The organism is Ornithinibacillus salinisoli (assembly GCF_042684965.1).
Taxonomy (GTDB): domain Bacteria; phylum Bacillota; class Bacilli; order Bacillales; family Amphibacillaceae; genus Ornithinibacillus; species Ornithinibacillus salinisoli.
Genome location: NZ_JBHUMI010000046.1, coordinates 67,028 through 82,360 on the forward strand (window position 1 = coordinate 67,028; position 15,333 = coordinate 82,360).

Here is a 15,333-nt window from a genome sequence, read left to right on the forward strand (position 1 = left end):
CTATGAAGGTTGTAGCAATTATACAGGCACGGATGGGTTCCTCCCGTTTACCTGGAAAAGTATTGAAGCAAGTACTTGGTAAAGAATTATTAACCTATCAATTGGAAAGGGTAAGTAGATCTAAGTATATGAGCGACGTCATTGTTGCTACCACAAATAATAACAGAGATAAGGAAATAGTATCTTTATGTAAATCATTAGATATCCTTTACTATACAGGGCCAGAGGAAGATGTATTAAAGCGCTATTATATGGCTGCCCAGCATGTAAACGCTGATGTTGTTATACGATTAACTGGTGATTGTCCGATAATAGACCCTGAACTTATTGATAGAATAACAGAAACGTATTTACTTCATAACCCCAAGTATCAACTTGTGACTAACACATTAGAGCGAACATTTCCAAGAGGTATGGATATAGAGGTGTTTTCTTTACAGGTATTAAAAGAAGCGCACAAACAAGCAGTATCTAAACCCGATCGCGAACATGTAACTAGATACATCGTAAATCATCCAGAATCTTTTTCATTATTAAATGTCTCGAATAGCAGAAATGATAGTCATTATCGTTGGACTGTGGACACAATGGAAGATTTTATCCTTATAAAAAAAATTATAGAATCACTATACCCACAAAATAGAAACTTCACGATGGAGGACACCATAAATTTACTAGCAGAATATCCTGAATGGCAGTTAATAAATAAACATGTACAACAGAAAAAAGATTGAGAGTGTGTAGATAATGAATATCTTTATTCGAGCTGATTCATCTAAGGAGATAGGAACAGGACATATAATGAGATGTTTGGTCCTGGCCGAAGATCTTCGTAAGAAAAAGGTGAATATTACTTTTATCTGTAGAAAATTACAAGGAAATTTAATGGACCTTATAAAAACTAAAGGATTTCATGTTCGCTCACTACCACCAATAACTAGTAATCTAGGTGATTTACAATGGCATAAGACCTATTGGGATTATGATGCAATGCAAACCACCAATATATTAAAAAAGCAAGCAGAAGTTGAGTGGTTAATTATTGATCATTATGCATTCGATATTATGTGGGAGCATCAGCTAAAACCTTATGTGAAAAAAATAATGGTAATTGATGATTTGGCAAATCGTCCGCATGACTGTGATTTATTGTTAGATCAGAATGTATATAAAAATATGGATGAACGATATGCAGGTTTAGTTCCTTACACGACCAAGACTTTATTAGGAATAAAATATTTATTGTTAAGACAGGAATATAGAAACATAAGAAATATAAAAAAACGGAATGGCTTGGTAAACAAAATACTGATATCTTTCGGTGGGAGTGATCCAACCAATGAAACAATGAAAGCACTCAAGGCAATTAACATGTTAAATAGGCAAAATATTCATGTGGATGTCGTAGTTGGGTTTTCCAATCAGAACTACCAAACTATCCAATCACTATGTGCAATTATGCCTCAAACGACCTTGCATTATCATATAGATTATTTAGCTGATTTGATGGCAGAAGCTGATCTGGCTATTGGAGCAGGTGGAAGTACAACATGGGAGAGATGCTATGTTTGCCTTCCAGCCATTACCATTGAGACTGCCAGGAATCAGACTGAAATATTAACTTTCTTGTCTGAAGTTGGTGCAATACGTCATTTAGGAGTAAGCAAAGAGGTAAGTGAACTTGATATAGCAAATACGCTTCATCAATTATTACAAGATCCTAAAAGCCTAATAAACATGATGGATGCTTCTTTATTAATTATGAAGGAGGTTGAAAGTAACTCCGTTGCTAAACAATTAGTTGAGGGAGAATAACGAATGGTGAATATAGAGGATTTTCAATTAAAACCGATTAGTTATGATGAATTAAATATTATCCTACAATGGCGAAATTCTAAGAGGGTTAGATCATTGATGTATACTGACCATCAGATTGATTGGGAAGAACATTATCAATGGTTTAACAAAATAAATAAAGACCCAAAGAAGATGGTTTTCGTTTTGTATGATAAGAATAAGTCGCTAGGCATTGTCAGTTTTTCCAATATTAATAAAGACCATTCACGATGTGAGTGGGGGTTCTATATTGGTGATGAAACTGCCCCAAAAGGATCTGGAACGATCATGGGTATATTAGCATTGGATAAAATTTTTAATGAAGTAGGTTTAAATAAAGTTTGTTCACAGGTCTTTCAAGACAATACCAAGAGTTTGGGGTATCATCAAAAATTAGGATTCGAGATAGAAGGTAAACTCATCGATCATGTTCAAAAAAATAATCGATTTATAGATGTTATACAAATGGCGTTATTTGCAAAAAAATGGGTAGATGTTAGACCAGTACTCTTACATCAACTGGGAGGGGGATGAAAGTGAAGGAAATTCGATTAGGAACAATAAAAATTGGTATAAACAATCCTCCATTTATCATCGCAGAAATGTCAGGAAACCATAATCAATCATTAGATAGGGCACTAGAAATTGTTGAGGCGGCAGCAAAGTCTGGAGCTGATGCGCTAAAAATTCAAACATACACAGCAGATACTATGACATTAAATGAAACGAGAAATGATTTTAGGATTCGTGATACAAAGAGTGTTTGGAAAAATAAATCACTTTTTGAACTTTATGGAGAAGCATATACTCCCTGGGAATGGCATGAACCTATTTTTAAACGGTGTAATGAATTAGGGATGATCGGTTTTAGTACACCTTTTGATGAAACAGCGGTTGATTTTTTGGAAACACTCAACGTTCCTTGCTATAAAATAGCATCATTTGAATGTACCGATTTACCATTAATAAGTAGGGTAGCCAAAACTAAAAAGCCAATGATCATTTCAACAGGTATGTGTTCGGCTGCTGAAATAGAAGAAACGGTAAACACTGCCATGAAGGCAGGATGCCAAGACTTAATATTGCTTAAATGTACCAGTACGTATCCGGCATCACCAGAAAATACAAATATTAAAACCATTCCTCATATGAAGGAATTATTTCAATGTCAGGTCGGACTATCCGATCACACAATGGGAAATGGGGTAGCAGTTGCGAGTGTTGCACTAGGGGCGACTGTTATTGAAAAACATCTTACCCTTTGTCGTGAGGATGGGGGGGTTGATGCTAGCTTTTCGTTAGAACCTCATGAAATGGAAGCATTGGTAACAGAAACGCAAAGAGCATGGCGGTCTTTAGGAAGTGTAAACTATGGTACAACAAAAGCTGAGGAACCCTCCAAGAAGTTTCGTCGTTCCTTATATATAGTAGAAGATATGAATGAAGGAGATGTATTCACTAATAAAAATTTACGAGTAATTCGACCTGGTTTTGGGCTTGCTCCAAAATACTACGATATACTAATTGGAAAATGCGTTAAACATGATGTTAAAAAAGGAACACCTGTAACTTGGGATCTATTATAGACGGTCTTTCACATTTATGTGAAAGGCTTTTATTATTACATGTTATAATAGAATTTAAGTAGAGTATTGGAAATTTTATGAAATATATGGTAGGGGATAAACTTTTAACTTGAATTTGAGGAAGTGGACAAGTTAAGAATCTTAATGAGCAGAAAATCATGGAATATAATTAATGATAAAATAAAAAAGCAGATGTTGAAATTTTCCAATCGTTCATACTTCTAGAATGATTGGATTGGAGGAGAAGATAACATGTATGAGTTAAAGCAAACTAAATTTAATATTTGCAAGCAGTTACTGTCAGATGCAGACATGGTCAATGAAGTACAAGCAATCATTGCTGGGAAAAATCCAGGGCGAATTTTTGTTGATGATTCGGAGGAGCCAAAGAGTGGCCTTGTTTGGTTTGGTAATTTAGATGGATTTTGTTTTATAGGGGATGAAAATAACGATGTCTTCATCGATAAAATAGATGATCTCATCGATCAAGTAATAGCTCCAGAATCAAAAGCACTTGATCTTAAATGGTTTGAAGGTTTTGGTATAAATAAAGCATGGGAGAAAAAATTAGAAACTATTTTTGCCAAACGAAAACCTGTAGTTGGGAAGCAACGAGTATATACACTGTTTCCGAATCTATATGTTAGGGAAGTAGAACCTATAATGGACTCCAAATATTCGATGGAAAAAATAACTAAACTACTACTTGAAAATAACAAGTTGAAAAACAAGGATAAACTTCAATCTAAGGTGCTAGAATTTTGGCAAACCATAGATGATTTTGAAACGAATGGATTAGGTTATTGTATCGTTTATAAGAATGAAATTGTGAGCCATTGTTTTTCTTCATTCACAACAGAGAAATATCAAGGAATTGCTATTGAGACAGAGAAGGAATACCGTGGAAAAAATTTAGCGAAAATAGTTGCTCATCGTTTTGTCCAAGAATGCTTCAACAATAGAATGATTCCATACTGGGACTGTATGGAGATCAATAAACCATCCATAGCTGTTGCAGAAAGTATAGGGTTTCAGAGGAAATTTAATTATAAGGTGATGGAATTTCCCTTTGAAAATTAGTGATGTGAAATGAAGGGTGGAAAGAGTAATGAAACGAATTGATTTTTGGGGAAGAGATGAAAATGACGAAAGATTGTTGGAGGAAGTAATTAATGGGCTAAAGACAGCTACATGTACACCTAAGGTCTGGTATGATCGATTACCTAATGAGGAAAAAAGTAATATTGGAGATATACTGGAAGCATTTACGAAAAAAGGAGTTCACCGTGCAACCATTGAAATAACGGATTTTTATGAAATACCATTTGGCAAGATAGAAGGAGAAATAGGAGAGAAAATAGCAAAAGGTGAAAATTCTACTTTAGAAGAGTTCGTCGAGGATCATATCTTTTCATGGAAAGAACCACTAGAAGCGGAAGGTAAATCATTGAATGATGATACCATTATCGTTGTTGAACACTTTAAACTTGTTTCTGTTGTGGGAGATGAGGTTAACAAATAGCCCTTATAAAATAGTAATTTCCATTAAAAAACTGCTGACTCAGCAGTTTTTTTCGATTGTTAATCCCTTTGTTCATGATCATCTATCGAAGGTTTAGCACCTGAGCTACCCTCTTCTTTTTTAAATCCTTTATCAAGCTGTCCAGCATTTTCAATATCGCCAGACATTTTATACCCAGCTATTTCTTCATTACTGGTTGTCCCATACAGTCCCATTCCACCAAGTTGAACATTTAAATTTTTTGGAGCTTTACCGTTTTTTTCATTCATGTTTTGAACACCTCCGAAATTAGTTTAACCAGAGGAGGAAAAGGTATGTACAATTAATAACCTCTCAATTATGGAAAAATTGAGAGGTTAATTAGTTGATATTATCTTCTATTACTCTTCGGATCAAATGCATCTCGAAGTCCATCTCCAATAAAGTTAATTGCTAAAACAGTTACAAAGATGGCTACTCCTGGTGGAATCCAAGCTTCTGGATGCTCTCGTAGTATGCGAACATTCATTGCTTCCGATAACATATTCCCCCATGTAGGTGTAGGTTGCGGAATCCCAAATCCAATAAAGCTAAGGGCGGATTCGATGATAATATAAGATGCCATCATCAAAGTTGCATTAACAATAATTGGACCTATTGCGTTAGGGATAAAGTGTCTAAATATGATGCGAAAATCTGTTGCTCCAATGGCACGGGCACCTAGAATAAATTCCTGCTCACGCAAGGAGAGGTATGTCCCACGAATAATACGTGTTAAATTCGGCCAGGACGTTATCGCGATAATGGTTACAAAAATTGGTATGGTGATATTATCTAGAATTGCGATAATAGTTAACGTTAATACTAAAAACGGTAGCATAAGCACGATATCTGCTGCACGCATAATAATACTGTCTACCTTACCACCATAATAACCAGCAAGAGAACCTAAAAGAATCCCAATCGTTAATGTGAAGAACATGGCACTAAAACCGACTAATAGAGAAATACGTCCGCCATACAATAAGCGGGCAAAGTTATCTTGTCCCGTTCCATTGGTGCCTAAAACATGCTCATCACTCGGTCCTTTTTCAATCTGAAATAAGTCTGTTACTATAGGATCTTGATCGGTAAATACAGGAGCAAGAATACAAATTAAGATGATAATTAGTAATAAAAACACACTAATTACTGCCATTTTATTCTTGATAAACCTACCCATTGCTAGCTTAAATGGGCTTTTACTTTTACTCTGGTTATTTGGAGTAAGATCTGGTTTTGTTGATAACGTTTCTTGTGGATTTGGTTGCATAGGATGAATTCACCTCAATCATATCGGATTCTTGGATCAATAATACTGTAGAATATATCAGCAAGTAAGTTACCTATTAGGATAAGTACTCCTAGTATTAACGTAATAGCCATGACTACTGGAAAGTCACGATTGGTAACGGAACTGATAAACAGTGTTCCAAGTCCTGGGTATTGAAAGACTTGCTCGGTAATAACCGCTCCACTTAGTAAAACTCCAATTTCAAATCCCATTAAGGTGATAATTGGAATAAGTGCATTTCGAAGGGTATGTTTATAAAGCACATTACGGTCAGACATTCCTTTTGCCTTGGCGGTCCGTATATAATCACTACCAAGAACATCTAGTACCTCCGAACGCATGTAGCGCATATAGGTAGCTGTTCCAGCTAGTCCAAGTGTTATACCCGGTAACACCATGTGGTGAATACGGTCTAAGAAGGCTTCAAATCCGGTTACGCCAGGTGCGGATAATGTACCTTGGGCGGGAAACCACCCTAAATTTATAGCTAGAAAGTAAATGGCAATTAGCCCAAAAAAGAAATTAGGAATTGCTAAACCTAGAAAACCGAATCCAGTCGCCGTATAATCCAGTAGGGAGTAAGGCTTTCTTGCAGAGTATATTCCTATTGGTATGGCAACAATGATCGTAATAAATAGTGAAAATAAACCTAAGTAAAGTGTATTTGCGACACGAGCCTCAATCAATTCTGCAACAGAACGGCCATTAAATATTAAAGATTTACCGAAATCTCCCTGCGCAGTAGAGCTTAACCAATTCCAATATTGAACAGGAATTGGGTCGTTTAATCCTAATGCTTCTCGTTGTTGTTCATAAACTTCTGGGTTCACAGTTGGATCGGCAAGCTGCTGTCCTGTTAAAGCATCACCTGGCGCTGCCTTAGCGAGCCCGAATACAATTACTGTCAGGGCGAAAAGCATCGGAATAAAAACAAGTATGCGACGAACGATATATTTGTACATCTAATTCCCCCCGGTCTTTAGGACATTGTTTTGGTAGTATTGGTGTAATGTATGTAATTTAAAAGGAAAAGAGCATGCGGTGTGTTCCACACGCTCTTTATCCAGTTAACAATTCCTACTCAGATACCCACCATAATTGAGGGTCATTATTGAAACCATATGGCATTGGATCGATACCATTCACACGCTCGTTGAACGCATAAATTTTATTTTGTGCATACAGTAATAAGGCAGGTAGATCGTCAGAGAACAGTCCTTGCCACTCACTATAGACATCTTCACGATATGATTGATCAAATGCATCAGGTGGTGTGATACCGTCAGTGATTAACTGATCAGAATCTGGGTTATTCCAACGACCAAAGTTATATGCATCTTTTGATCTCCATAAGCCAGAAGGATCTGGGTCACCACTACCTAGGCTCCAACCAAGTAAATATAGATCCCAATCTTCATTGTTATTTGTTAAATCTTCAACATATGCAGACATTTCTTTTGGTTGTCTTAAATCAACCTGGATTCCTGCTTGCTCAATCATTTGTGCAAGAATTGGTGCTGATCTTTCACGAAGTTGGTTACCAGTTGGGTAGTTTAAGTTAACAACCCATTCTTCACCATCAGGAGTATCCCTATATCCATCACCATCAGCATCAACATAACCTGCATCATCTAATAGTGATCCTGCCATTTCAAGGTCCGCGCTATAATCTGTACCTGCAGCATCATCATATGCCCAGAACTGCTGTGCAATTGGAGCATTGATAACAGAACCATGACCAAGTAGTAACTCTTCTACGATTGCTTGGCGATCAATTGTATATGCGATCGCTTGTCGTACAAGTTTTTCACTCATATCTTCATTTGGAATCCAATTTTCTGGGTTAATTTCACCGCTTGCAGCATCTTCATCTGTACGATGGTTGTGGATGAAGCCCATCAATTGATATCCAAAGTCAGGTTGTTCAATAATTTCAATATGATCTTGAGATGCAACAGACTCATAGTCGGCTGCTGGTACACCATTTGGATCAGCGATGAAATCAATTTCTCCGCTTTCCAATAGACCTAAAATAACGGACTGGTCAACAATACGCCATGTAACAGAATCTAGGTATGGTTCACCTTGCCAGTAATCAGCATGCTTTTCTAATACATACTGCTCACGTTCAAGCATTTCTGAGAACTTGAATGGACCAGTACCAATTACTTCCCCTGCATTAAGTGTTGCAGGGTGTTCAGGCATTTCCGCTACTGGAACATCTGCAAAAACATGCTCAGGAATAATTTGGAATGCAACATCTTTTAAAATTGTAACGTTAGACTGAGCGAATTTAAATGTAACCGTGTAATCGTCTTCAGCAACAACGCCTTCGAATTCATCAGTTTCCCCGTTTACGAATTCTTCATATCCTACTAATTTATCAACATATTCAGTACGAACACCACCAGCTTCAATATAGCCAGGGCTTGCCATTGTTTTGTAAGTGAAGACTACGTCGTCAGCTGTGAATTCTTCTCCATCATGCCATTTAACACCTTCTTCAAGGTATAACGTAATTTCTGTGTTATCTTCATTGATATCCCAGTCATGAGCTAAACCAGGACCAAATGCCATCGTTTCATCTTGTGTAAGTAGTCCTTCGTGGGTGAAGTCTAAAATATTTGCTTCATATGCTTCCTCGTAGAAAATAGGGTTGAAAACACCTGCAGGAGCAGTATCCATAGCACCAACTAGATTTCCACCCATTTGAGGCTCATCATTCGCTGGTTCTTCATCCTCTTCGTCAGTATCAGATCCTGGATCTTCTGTTTGCTCATCAGGATCCTCACCTTCTCCTTCATTGGCAGTATCGTTATTACAAGCGGCTAACACGATACCAAAGAGTAACATTAAAATAAGGAAAGCCAATTTAACATTAAAACGTTTTAACAAAAGAAATTCCCCCTTTACAAAATTTAAATTATTTTTTACTACAAGTTAACGATGTCTTCATGATCACCTCCCTATAGCTGATAAAATTTATTAGAAAGCTTGACACATAGCCAAGTACTAATAATAGAATCAATATTTATGAGTACAGATGACAGGCAACAAAATGACCATCTTCTTTTTCTATTAGTTCAGGTCTATCTGTTACACATTTATCATGTGCTAATGGGCATCTCGTTCTAAAAGTACAGCCCGAAGGAGGATTTGCTGGACTTGGTAGGTCTCCAGACAATTTGATACGCTCCCTAGAAATACTAGCACTTTCATTCGTATCAACAACAGGTATTGATGAGAGCAAGCCTTTTGTATAAGGATGCAGCGGGTTATTATACAACTCTTTCTTAGGTGCGATCTCAGCAATCCTTCCTAAATACATAACAGCAACTCGATCACTTATGTGTTTTACAACACTTAGATCATGCGCAATAAAGAGATAAGTTAGTCCCAATTCGTCTTGGAGATCTTTCATTAAATTAAGCACCTGAGCTTGTATGGACACATCCAATGCAGAAACGGGTTCATCGCAAATGACAAATTTTGGGTCCAGCACCAATGCTCGGGCAATGCTTATCCGCTGTCGTTGCCCTCCGGAGAATTCATGTGGATATTTTTGTAAGTCGCTTCGACGTAATCCTACCTTTTCAATCATTTCTGCGGCTTTTTGTTTTCGTTCTGTCTTTGATAATGATGTTTGAACTATTAATGGTTCCTCGATCAGTTCTCCTACGCTCATCTTCGAATTTAAAGAGGCGAAAGGGTCTTGGAAAACAATCTGCATATCGCGACGGTATTTATTCATTTCTTTTTTGTTTAATTTGGAAATATCCACATCATTAAAGCTGATTATTCCTTCTGTTGGATTCAATAAACGAAGCATTACTCTTCCTAATGTTGATTTACCAGATCCAGATTCCCCTACAATTCCAAGTGTTTCTCCTTTATGTATTTGGAATGAAATATCATCAACTGCTTTTAAATGTCCAACGGTGCGTTTTAATATACCACCTTTAATTGGAAAGTATTTTTTTACATTTTTTACATCGACAAGTACTTCTTTTTCTAATTCATCTTGTTTCACTATTTCTGCTAGATTTTTTTCCAGACTAGTCAAGAGAATTCCTCCCGTCTTCATAAAGATGGCAACGAACATAATGGTTCGTATCAATTTGTTCAAGCTCCGGGTTTGACTGTGTACATTTCTCCATTACATAGGGACAACGAGTGGAGAAGCGACAGCCATTAGGGAAATCTGATGCAGGTGGTACAGTTCCTTTAATAGCCCCTAATCGATCCACATCTTCATCCAGGTTTGGTAAACTATCTAACAACCCTTTTGTGTACGGGTGCTTGGTACCTCGTAGTAAGTGTTTCGTAGGTGCATGTTCAACGATTTGGCCACCGTACATAACCATCACTCGGTCCGCATATTCGGAAACAACACCTAAATCATGAGTTATTAATAATAGGGCCATATTAAATTTCTCTTTCATCTCTACCATTAGATCCAATATTTGTGCTTGAATTGTAACGTCAAGGGCTGTTGTTGGTTCATCAGCTATTAATAGGCTAGGTTCACAAGATATTGCCATTGCAATCATAACCCGCTGTCGCATTCCGCCGGAAAGTTGATGAGGGTATTCATCAAATACTTCGCTAGCTCGCGGTATTCCAACTGTTTGTAGTAACTCAATTGCACGAAGTCGTGCCTCTTTTTTAGTCAACTTTTTATGCTTCCGAAGCATTTCAGTGATCTGATTGCCAATAGTATAAACAGGATTTAGTGCTGTCATCGGCTCTTGGAAAATCATTGCAATATCGTTTCCACGTATTTTAGTCATTTTTTTTGCGGATAATTGGAGTAATTCCTCTCCATCCATTTGGATGGTACCGTCAATAATTCTCCCTGGTTTATTAATAAGTTGCATGACTGAAAGTGCTGTAATACTTTTACCACTACCGGATTCACCTACAAGAGCAACTGTTTCACCTGGGTAAATTGAAAATGAAATATCGTCAACAGCTTTTGCAATTTGATCTTGGTTTAAGTAAAAGTAGGTCTTAAGGCTCTCCACATTCAATACTGGTTGTTTTGACATAGAAACACTCCATTCCGAAAATTAAGAAAATTATAACGATAAATATGTAGTTAAAAAGTAGTGTAAAGCTATTAAATTCTAAGGTGTAAAATTTTGAAGTTAATTGTTGAATTTTTTACGATTTTAAAGAAGGGTGTGCGTATATTCTAGGTTGATTGCTATCATATACTAGATGGTTGTGGACTATAGGTGTTGTTAGTAACTGAATAAATAGTAGTATTTTATATACACATTAAATAATGTAGGTTAATTTGTCAAGACTAAATTTTTCAAAAATTTAAAATCACATATGAAGGCAAAAATAAGCCCTCATGCGTGTGGATTCGCTGAGAGCAAATTTCAGACATATTTTTTTACTAAAATCCATCGGATAATGGATCCGATGATTAGACCTATAGGAAGAAATAAAATAGGTAACCACATTGGACCTAATAAGTATCCAAATATTGTAAATGAAGGAGAAAAAATTAAGCCTACTGTTACAAAATAGGCAGAGAATACGAGGGGTAAGTATGAAAATGGTTTCTTTCCGCCACCGGCATCTTTATATGCATCCCAAATCGCAAAAAAGTATAAACAGGGATAAAACATTAACCATAAGTAGTTTGTCACTTCGATTGCCTCTTGAATTTGACCATTGAAGCTTAAAACAATAATTCGGTTAAAGTTTCCCATTACATTTATAATGAATTCTAAGGTAACAAATATTATTCCCTTAATGTACTTTTTATTTAATAATTGAGCAAAACCGGGTAAGGCAATACTCCATAATAATGCTTCCAATCGTTTACTTTTACTATTTATCTTTGTCTCCATAATGTCATACCTTATTCTGCATATTTTATGATAGGGGCTGTTATTGTTAGTATTCGTTCCTTATGATGGATAATCAGACTAATTTGGTTGAGATGATATTTTAGCATAGTTTATTCATTTCCCTTCTTAAATTTTGCTAATTTTTCACGATCCACCATTTTCGGTGGTTCCTCCATCCATTTATGTTTAATCATAATATTGGCACCATCCTCACAATATAGAGCTACTTCCCCCATTAATCTGGTATATTGAGTGGCAATATCTCGTCTTAGATTTGCAGAGATGCTTTGCCCATAAAAGCCAATTCCCTGCACGATCATCCCGGATGTATGATACATCATTAACTTATCCGAAAAAGGGGAAACATTGGATGAGGAAGTTACCATAGAATCAGAACCCATTGGATTTGGCACGTCACTCCCTTGCAGGATTTCACTAAGAATATTAATATGCTTTTGTGCGATGTCAATACCACGTAATAAGTATGATTTTACTTCTTTATTCGTTGTCACTTGACTAAATCCCATAAGTAAAGCAGCACCCAATGCATTCCGTTTTATGTTTGAATGAAGATTTGCTATTTCTGGGGCAGCTAATGTTCTTCGTTCGCCAAGCCAACCTGTTAAGAAGTTTGGTTTATTAACAAAGTCTATTTCCTTAGGGGTAGGTATTACAGGTGGTTTTACAAAAATTCCTTTTGTTAAAGAGATATTTACAGTCTTGTGGTGCAGTCTATTAAAATTTGAATGTAAATTGGAGTAATAAGTATACACATCTTCTCTCGTGCTGTTGCTTATTGCCGTGGATGCATATTTCATCCCCAACGAACATTCATTTAAGATATAATTGAGCATAAATCCATCAGAGTATAATTTGGGTGCTTCCTGATTAATATCGTCTTCTGTGAATCCTACTGGAATCGGATGACCTGCTTCTTTGATCATTTCAGTTAACTTGTCCAAAGCTTCTATAGCCATGTTGAAAATATCTTGTATAACTGGTTTGATTTCCTCATCTTCTACTTTATTAATAAAATACGACGAAACACCTTTCGTAAGACTAGCATTCATATATGAAGTCCATAGGTGTGATATTTCTGATGCCGTTAAGGGTATATTGTGTTGCATTATTTTCCTCCTTCATTAAACACGATGTTTTTTATAGGTTGGCGCTAAATTTAAGACTTATACTTAATAAATTCGAAAAGAATTATTCCATCCGTGTGAATTGGGTTGTAGGACGATTAATGCTATAATATAGGACATCGAGGTGGTAACATATGGAATTAGATACTTATTTATCATTAGACGCTACGGATATGGCTCAGCTAGTCAAGAATAGAGAAATAAAATCAAAAGAATTATTACAGTTAAGTATAGATCAACTGGAAAAAGTTAATCCATCCTTGAACGCTGTCGTGAGACATAGGAAAGAAAAGGTACTACAAGAAACGGAAAGTCCGTTAAACTACGATGCTCCTTTTATGGGGGTTCCTATTTTATTAAAAAATATTTCTCAGGCATTACGAAACGAGCCCTTGACATCGGGTTCCAGATTATTAACATCCAATACAGCGAAGCAAGATTCAAACTTCGTGCAAAGAATTCGTCAAGCTGGTTTTCATTTTATAGGTCATACGAATACGCCAGAATTTGGACTGAAAAACATATCGGAACCTGAACTGTACGGTCCAACTCGAAATCCATGGAATATGGAATATTCTCCAGGGGGATCGAGTGGGGGAGCAGCAGCGGCGATCGCATCTGGGATCGTACCAATCGCTGGTGCAAGTGATGGTGGAGGTTCGATTAGGATTCCAGCATCTTTCACGGGATTATTCGGACTAAAACCGACTAGAGGCCGTACACCAGTAGGACCTGGTGTGGGGAGACAATGGCAAGGTGCATCAATTGATTTTGTTCTTAGTAGATCGGTTAGAGACAGTGCAGCATTATTGGATATGTTACAGGTAATCCAACCAGAAGCAGCATTTCAAACTCCGCTGTTCATGGATGGATATAAACATACCTTGGATCAACCTTTTGTACGCACATTAAAAATTGGCTTTACAACAGAATCTCCAGTTGGAACACCAGTGTCTGAGGAAGCTATTAAAGCAGTAGAAAAAACAGTGAAATGGCTTGAAAAACAAGGACATCATGTCGAGGAAGTTGATAATGGTGTGGACGGTGTACAACTGATGAGAGATTATTACCTCATGAATAGTGGAGAGATAGCTTCTTTAGTCAATCAACTTGAAAGAGGTTTAGGACGAGCAATTACTTCGGACGACGTGGAAATCGAGACTTGGTTACTGAATATAGCAGGTCAATCGGTCACAGCAGCAGAGTACTCAGCAAGCTTAACATCCTGGGATATTGCTGCCGCAAAAATGGCCAAGCTACATCAAACATACGATTTCTATGTGACTCCAGCCACAGCTTATACAGCGCCTAAAATAGGCGAGTTAACTCATACACCTACAGATCAGCAAATCTTGCGTGAGAAGATTAGTCGTGTCGGAAAACAAGAACAACAGGAACTAATTTATGAGATGTTTCTACCAAGTTTAACGTATACCCCATATACGCAACTGGCTAACTTGACCGGTCAGCCTGCAATGTCACTGCCGGTTCACCAGTCAATAGGGGGATTACCACTAGGAGTTCAAGTTATGTCTGCTAAAGGAGAAGAACATCGGTTGTTGCAGTTGGCATATCAAATCGAACAATCTGATCTATGGGTAGGAATGAACGGGAACCCATTTTTTGAACGTACCGTGGAGACTAGTAAGACTAAGTAAAAGGCTGGGACAAAATTGTATTAGTCAAAGAAAAATCCGAACTGTAATTCAAAAATTCTATTTTCGAATTAGTTTGGATTTTTCTTTTGGGTTGTTTTCGTACTTTGTTGGTAATTATATATAGACTGTGTATTACTTAAAAAGATGGCGCACTTCAGAATAAAGTGCCAAACGGTCGTTCATAGTAGTAATGAAAGCCCGAATGAAGAGAATAAAGCGCCAAACGGTCGTTCATAGTAGTAATGAAAGCCCGAATGAAGAGAATAAAGCGCCAAACGGTCGTTCATAGTAGTGATGAAATCCCGAATGGTAAAGAAAAATTAACCAATGGTCACATGGCAGTTACTGTGCATTTTTCCTCTCGTGTAATCGTTCGTCTATAGAGTCAAAAGTTACGGTTATGACCAGCT

General features: G+C 36.9%; 16 protein-coding genes. 8 read left to right on the top strand and 8 right to left on the bottom strand.

Annotation, left to right across the window (positions count from 1 at the left end; translation table 11 throughout):
• The first annotated feature begins 2 nt into the window (after positions 1-2).
• From ACFSTA_RS20650 to ACFSTA_RS20675, 6 genes are all read left to right on the top strand, one after another.
• Positions 3-734 carry a cytidylyltransferase domain-containing protein gene (locus ACFSTA_RS20650; protein ID WP_377558727.1) on the top strand — a complete coding sequence of 244 codons (732 nt, stop codon included), beginning with the start codon at positions 3-5 and terminating at the stop codon, positions 732-734.
• Between the two features lie 13 nt (positions 735-747).
• A complete protein-coding gene (gene pseG, locus ACFSTA_RS20655; RefSeq protein ID WP_377558728.1) occupies positions 748-1,815 on the top strand; it encodes a UDP-2,4-diacetamido-2,4,6-trideoxy-beta-L-altropyranose hydrolase in 1,068 nt (355 codons plus the stop codon).
• A 3-nt stretch (positions 1,816-1,818) separates the two neighbouring features.
• Positions 1,819-2,370 carry a UDP-4-amino-4,6-dideoxy-N-acetyl-beta-L-altrosamine N-acetyltransferase gene (gene pseH, locus ACFSTA_RS20660; protein WP_377558729.1) on the top strand — a complete coding sequence of 184 codons (552 nt, stop codon included), beginning with the start codon at positions 1,819-1,821 and terminating at the stop codon, positions 2,368-2,370.
• Positions 2,367-3,422 (top strand): pseudaminic acid synthase, encoded by a 1,056-nt coding sequence (pseI, locus tag ACFSTA_RS20665; protein ID WP_377558730.1) that lies wholly within the window; start codon positions 2,367-2,369, stop codon positions 3,420-3,422. Before pseH ends, pseI begins: the two co-directional genes overlap by 4 nt.
• Positions 3,423-3,674: 252 nt before the next feature.
• The gene (locus tag ACFSTA_RS20670) at positions 3,675-4,502 is read left to right on the top strand and encodes a GNAT family N-acetyltransferase (protein WP_377558731.1); all 828 of its coding nucleotides are present in this window, start codon (positions 3,675-3,677) and stop codon (positions 4,500-4,502) included.
• Positions 4,503-4,530: 28 nt separating this feature from the next.
• The gene (locus tag ACFSTA_RS20675) at positions 4,531-4,944 is read left to right on the top strand and encodes an ASCH domain-containing protein (protein ID WP_377558732.1); all 414 of its coding nucleotides are present in this window, start codon (positions 4,531-4,533) and stop codon (positions 4,942-4,944) included.
• A gap of 59 nt (positions 4,945-5,003) precedes the next feature.
• Here ACFSTA_RS20675 and ACFSTA_RS20680 read toward each other — a convergent pair whose 3' ends face one another.
• From ACFSTA_RS20680 to ACFSTA_RS20715, 8 genes are all read right to left on the bottom strand, one after another.
• Positions 5,004-5,213 (bottom strand): hypothetical protein, encoded by a 210-nt coding sequence (locus tag ACFSTA_RS20680; RefSeq protein ID WP_377558734.1) that lies wholly within the window; start codon positions 5,211-5,213, stop codon positions 5,004-5,006.
• A gap of 101 nt (positions 5,214-5,314) precedes the next feature.
• Complete coding sequence (gene opp4C / locus ACFSTA_RS20685; RefSeq protein ID WP_377558735.1) at positions 5,315-6,235, bottom strand: oligopeptide ABC transporter permease; 921 nt, start codon at positions 6,233-6,235, stop codon at positions 5,315-5,317.
• Positions 6,236-6,249: 14 nt separating this feature from the next.
• Complete coding sequence (locus ACFSTA_RS20690; RefSeq protein ID WP_377558736.1) at positions 6,250-7,218, bottom strand: ABC transporter permease; 969 nt, start codon at positions 7,216-7,218, stop codon at positions 6,250-6,252.
• 115 nt (positions 7,219-7,333) lie between these two features.
• Positions 7,334-9,151 carry a peptide-binding protein gene (locus ACFSTA_RS20695; RefSeq protein WP_377558737.1) on the bottom strand — a complete coding sequence of 606 codons (1,818 nt, stop codon included), beginning with the start codon at positions 9,149-9,151 and terminating at the stop codon, positions 7,334-7,336.
• Between the two features lie 136 nt (positions 9,152-9,287).
• Entirely contained in the window at positions 9,288-10,319 is a 1,032-nt protein-coding gene (locus ACFSTA_RS20700; RefSeq protein WP_377558738.1) for an ABC transporter ATP-binding protein, read from the bottom strand.
• Complete coding sequence (locus tag ACFSTA_RS20705; RefSeq protein ID WP_377558739.1) at positions 10,312-11,304, bottom strand: ABC transporter ATP-binding protein; 993 nt, start codon at positions 11,302-11,304, stop codon at positions 10,312-10,314. The genes ACFSTA_RS20700 and ACFSTA_RS20705 overlap by 8 nt, the downstream gene beginning before the upstream one ends.
• 339 nt (positions 11,305-11,643) lie before the next feature.
• Positions 11,644-12,120, bottom strand: a complete 477-nt coding sequence (locus ACFSTA_RS20710; protein ID WP_377558740.1) for a hypothetical protein — start codon at positions 12,118-12,120, stop codon at positions 11,644-11,646.
• Between the two features lie 110 nt (positions 12,121-12,230).
• Positions 12,231-13,247 (bottom strand): DUF3231 family protein, encoded by a 1,017-nt coding sequence (locus ACFSTA_RS20715; protein ID WP_377558742.1) that lies wholly within the window; start codon positions 13,245-13,247, stop codon positions 12,231-12,233.
• A 152-nt stretch (positions 13,248-13,399) separates the two neighbouring features.
• Between ACFSTA_RS20715 and ACFSTA_RS20720 the strand changes: the two genes are divergently transcribed.
• Positions 13,400-14,923 (top strand): amidase, encoded by a 1,524-nt coding sequence (locus tag ACFSTA_RS20720; RefSeq protein WP_377558743.1) that lies wholly within the window; start codon positions 13,400-13,402, stop codon positions 14,921-14,923.
• A 254-nt stretch (positions 14,924-15,177) separates the two neighbouring features.
• A complete protein-coding gene (locus ACFSTA_RS20725; protein WP_377558744.1) occupies positions 15,178-15,306 on the top strand; it encodes a hypothetical protein in 129 nt (42 codons plus the stop codon).
• Positions 15,307-15,333: the final 27 nt, after the last annotated feature.

Coding starts and splice junctions, on each gene's coding strand:
- ACFSTA_RS20710 (WP_377558740.1), bottom strand. CDS start 12,120: ATGGAGACAAAGATAAATAGTAAAAGTAAACGATTGGAAGCATTATTA.
- ACFSTA_RS20725 (WP_377558744.1), top strand. CDS start 15,178: ATGAAGAGAATAAAGCGCCAAACGGTCGTTCATAGTAGTGATGAAATC.
- opp4C (WP_377558735.1), bottom strand. CDS start 6,235: ATGCAACCAAATCCACAAGAAACGTTATCAACAAAACCAGATCTTACT.
- ACFSTA_RS20715 (WP_377558742.1), bottom strand. CDS start 13,247: ATGCAACACAATATACCCTTAACGGCATCAGAAATATCACACCTATGG.
- pseI (WP_377558730.1), top strand. CDS start 2,367: ATGAAAGTGAAGGAAATTCGATTAGGAACAATAAAAATTGGTATAAAC.
- pseH (WP_377558729.1), top strand. CDS start 1,819: ATGGTGAATATAGAGGATTTTCAATTAAAACCGATTAGTTATGATGAA.
- ACFSTA_RS20670 (WP_377558731.1), top strand. CDS start 3,675: ATGTATGAGTTAAAGCAAACTAAATTTAATATTTGCAAGCAGTTACTG.
- ACFSTA_RS20690 (WP_377558736.1), bottom strand. CDS start 7,218: ATGTACAAATATATCGTTCGTCGCATACTTGTTTTTATTCCGATGCTT.
- ACFSTA_RS20650 (WP_377558727.1), top strand. CDS start 3: ATGAAGGTTGTAGCAATTATACAGGCACGGATGGGTTCCTCCCGTTTA.
- ACFSTA_RS20680 (WP_377558734.1), bottom strand. CDS start 5,213: ATGAATGAAAAAAACGGTAAAGCTCCAAAAAATTTAAATGTTCAACTT.
- ACFSTA_RS20675 (WP_377558732.1), top strand. CDS start 4,531: ATGAAACGAATTGATTTTTGGGGAAGAGATGAAAATGACGAAAGATTG.
- ACFSTA_RS20705 (WP_377558739.1), bottom strand. CDS start 11,304: ATGTCAAAACAACCAGTATTGAATGTGGAGAGCCTTAAGACCTACTTT.
- ACFSTA_RS20720 (WP_377558743.1), top strand. CDS start 13,400: ATGGAATTAGATACTTATTTATCATTAGACGCTACGGATATGGCTCAG.
- pseG (WP_377558728.1), top strand. CDS start 748: ATGAATATCTTTATTCGAGCTGATTCATCTAAGGAGATAGGAACAGGA.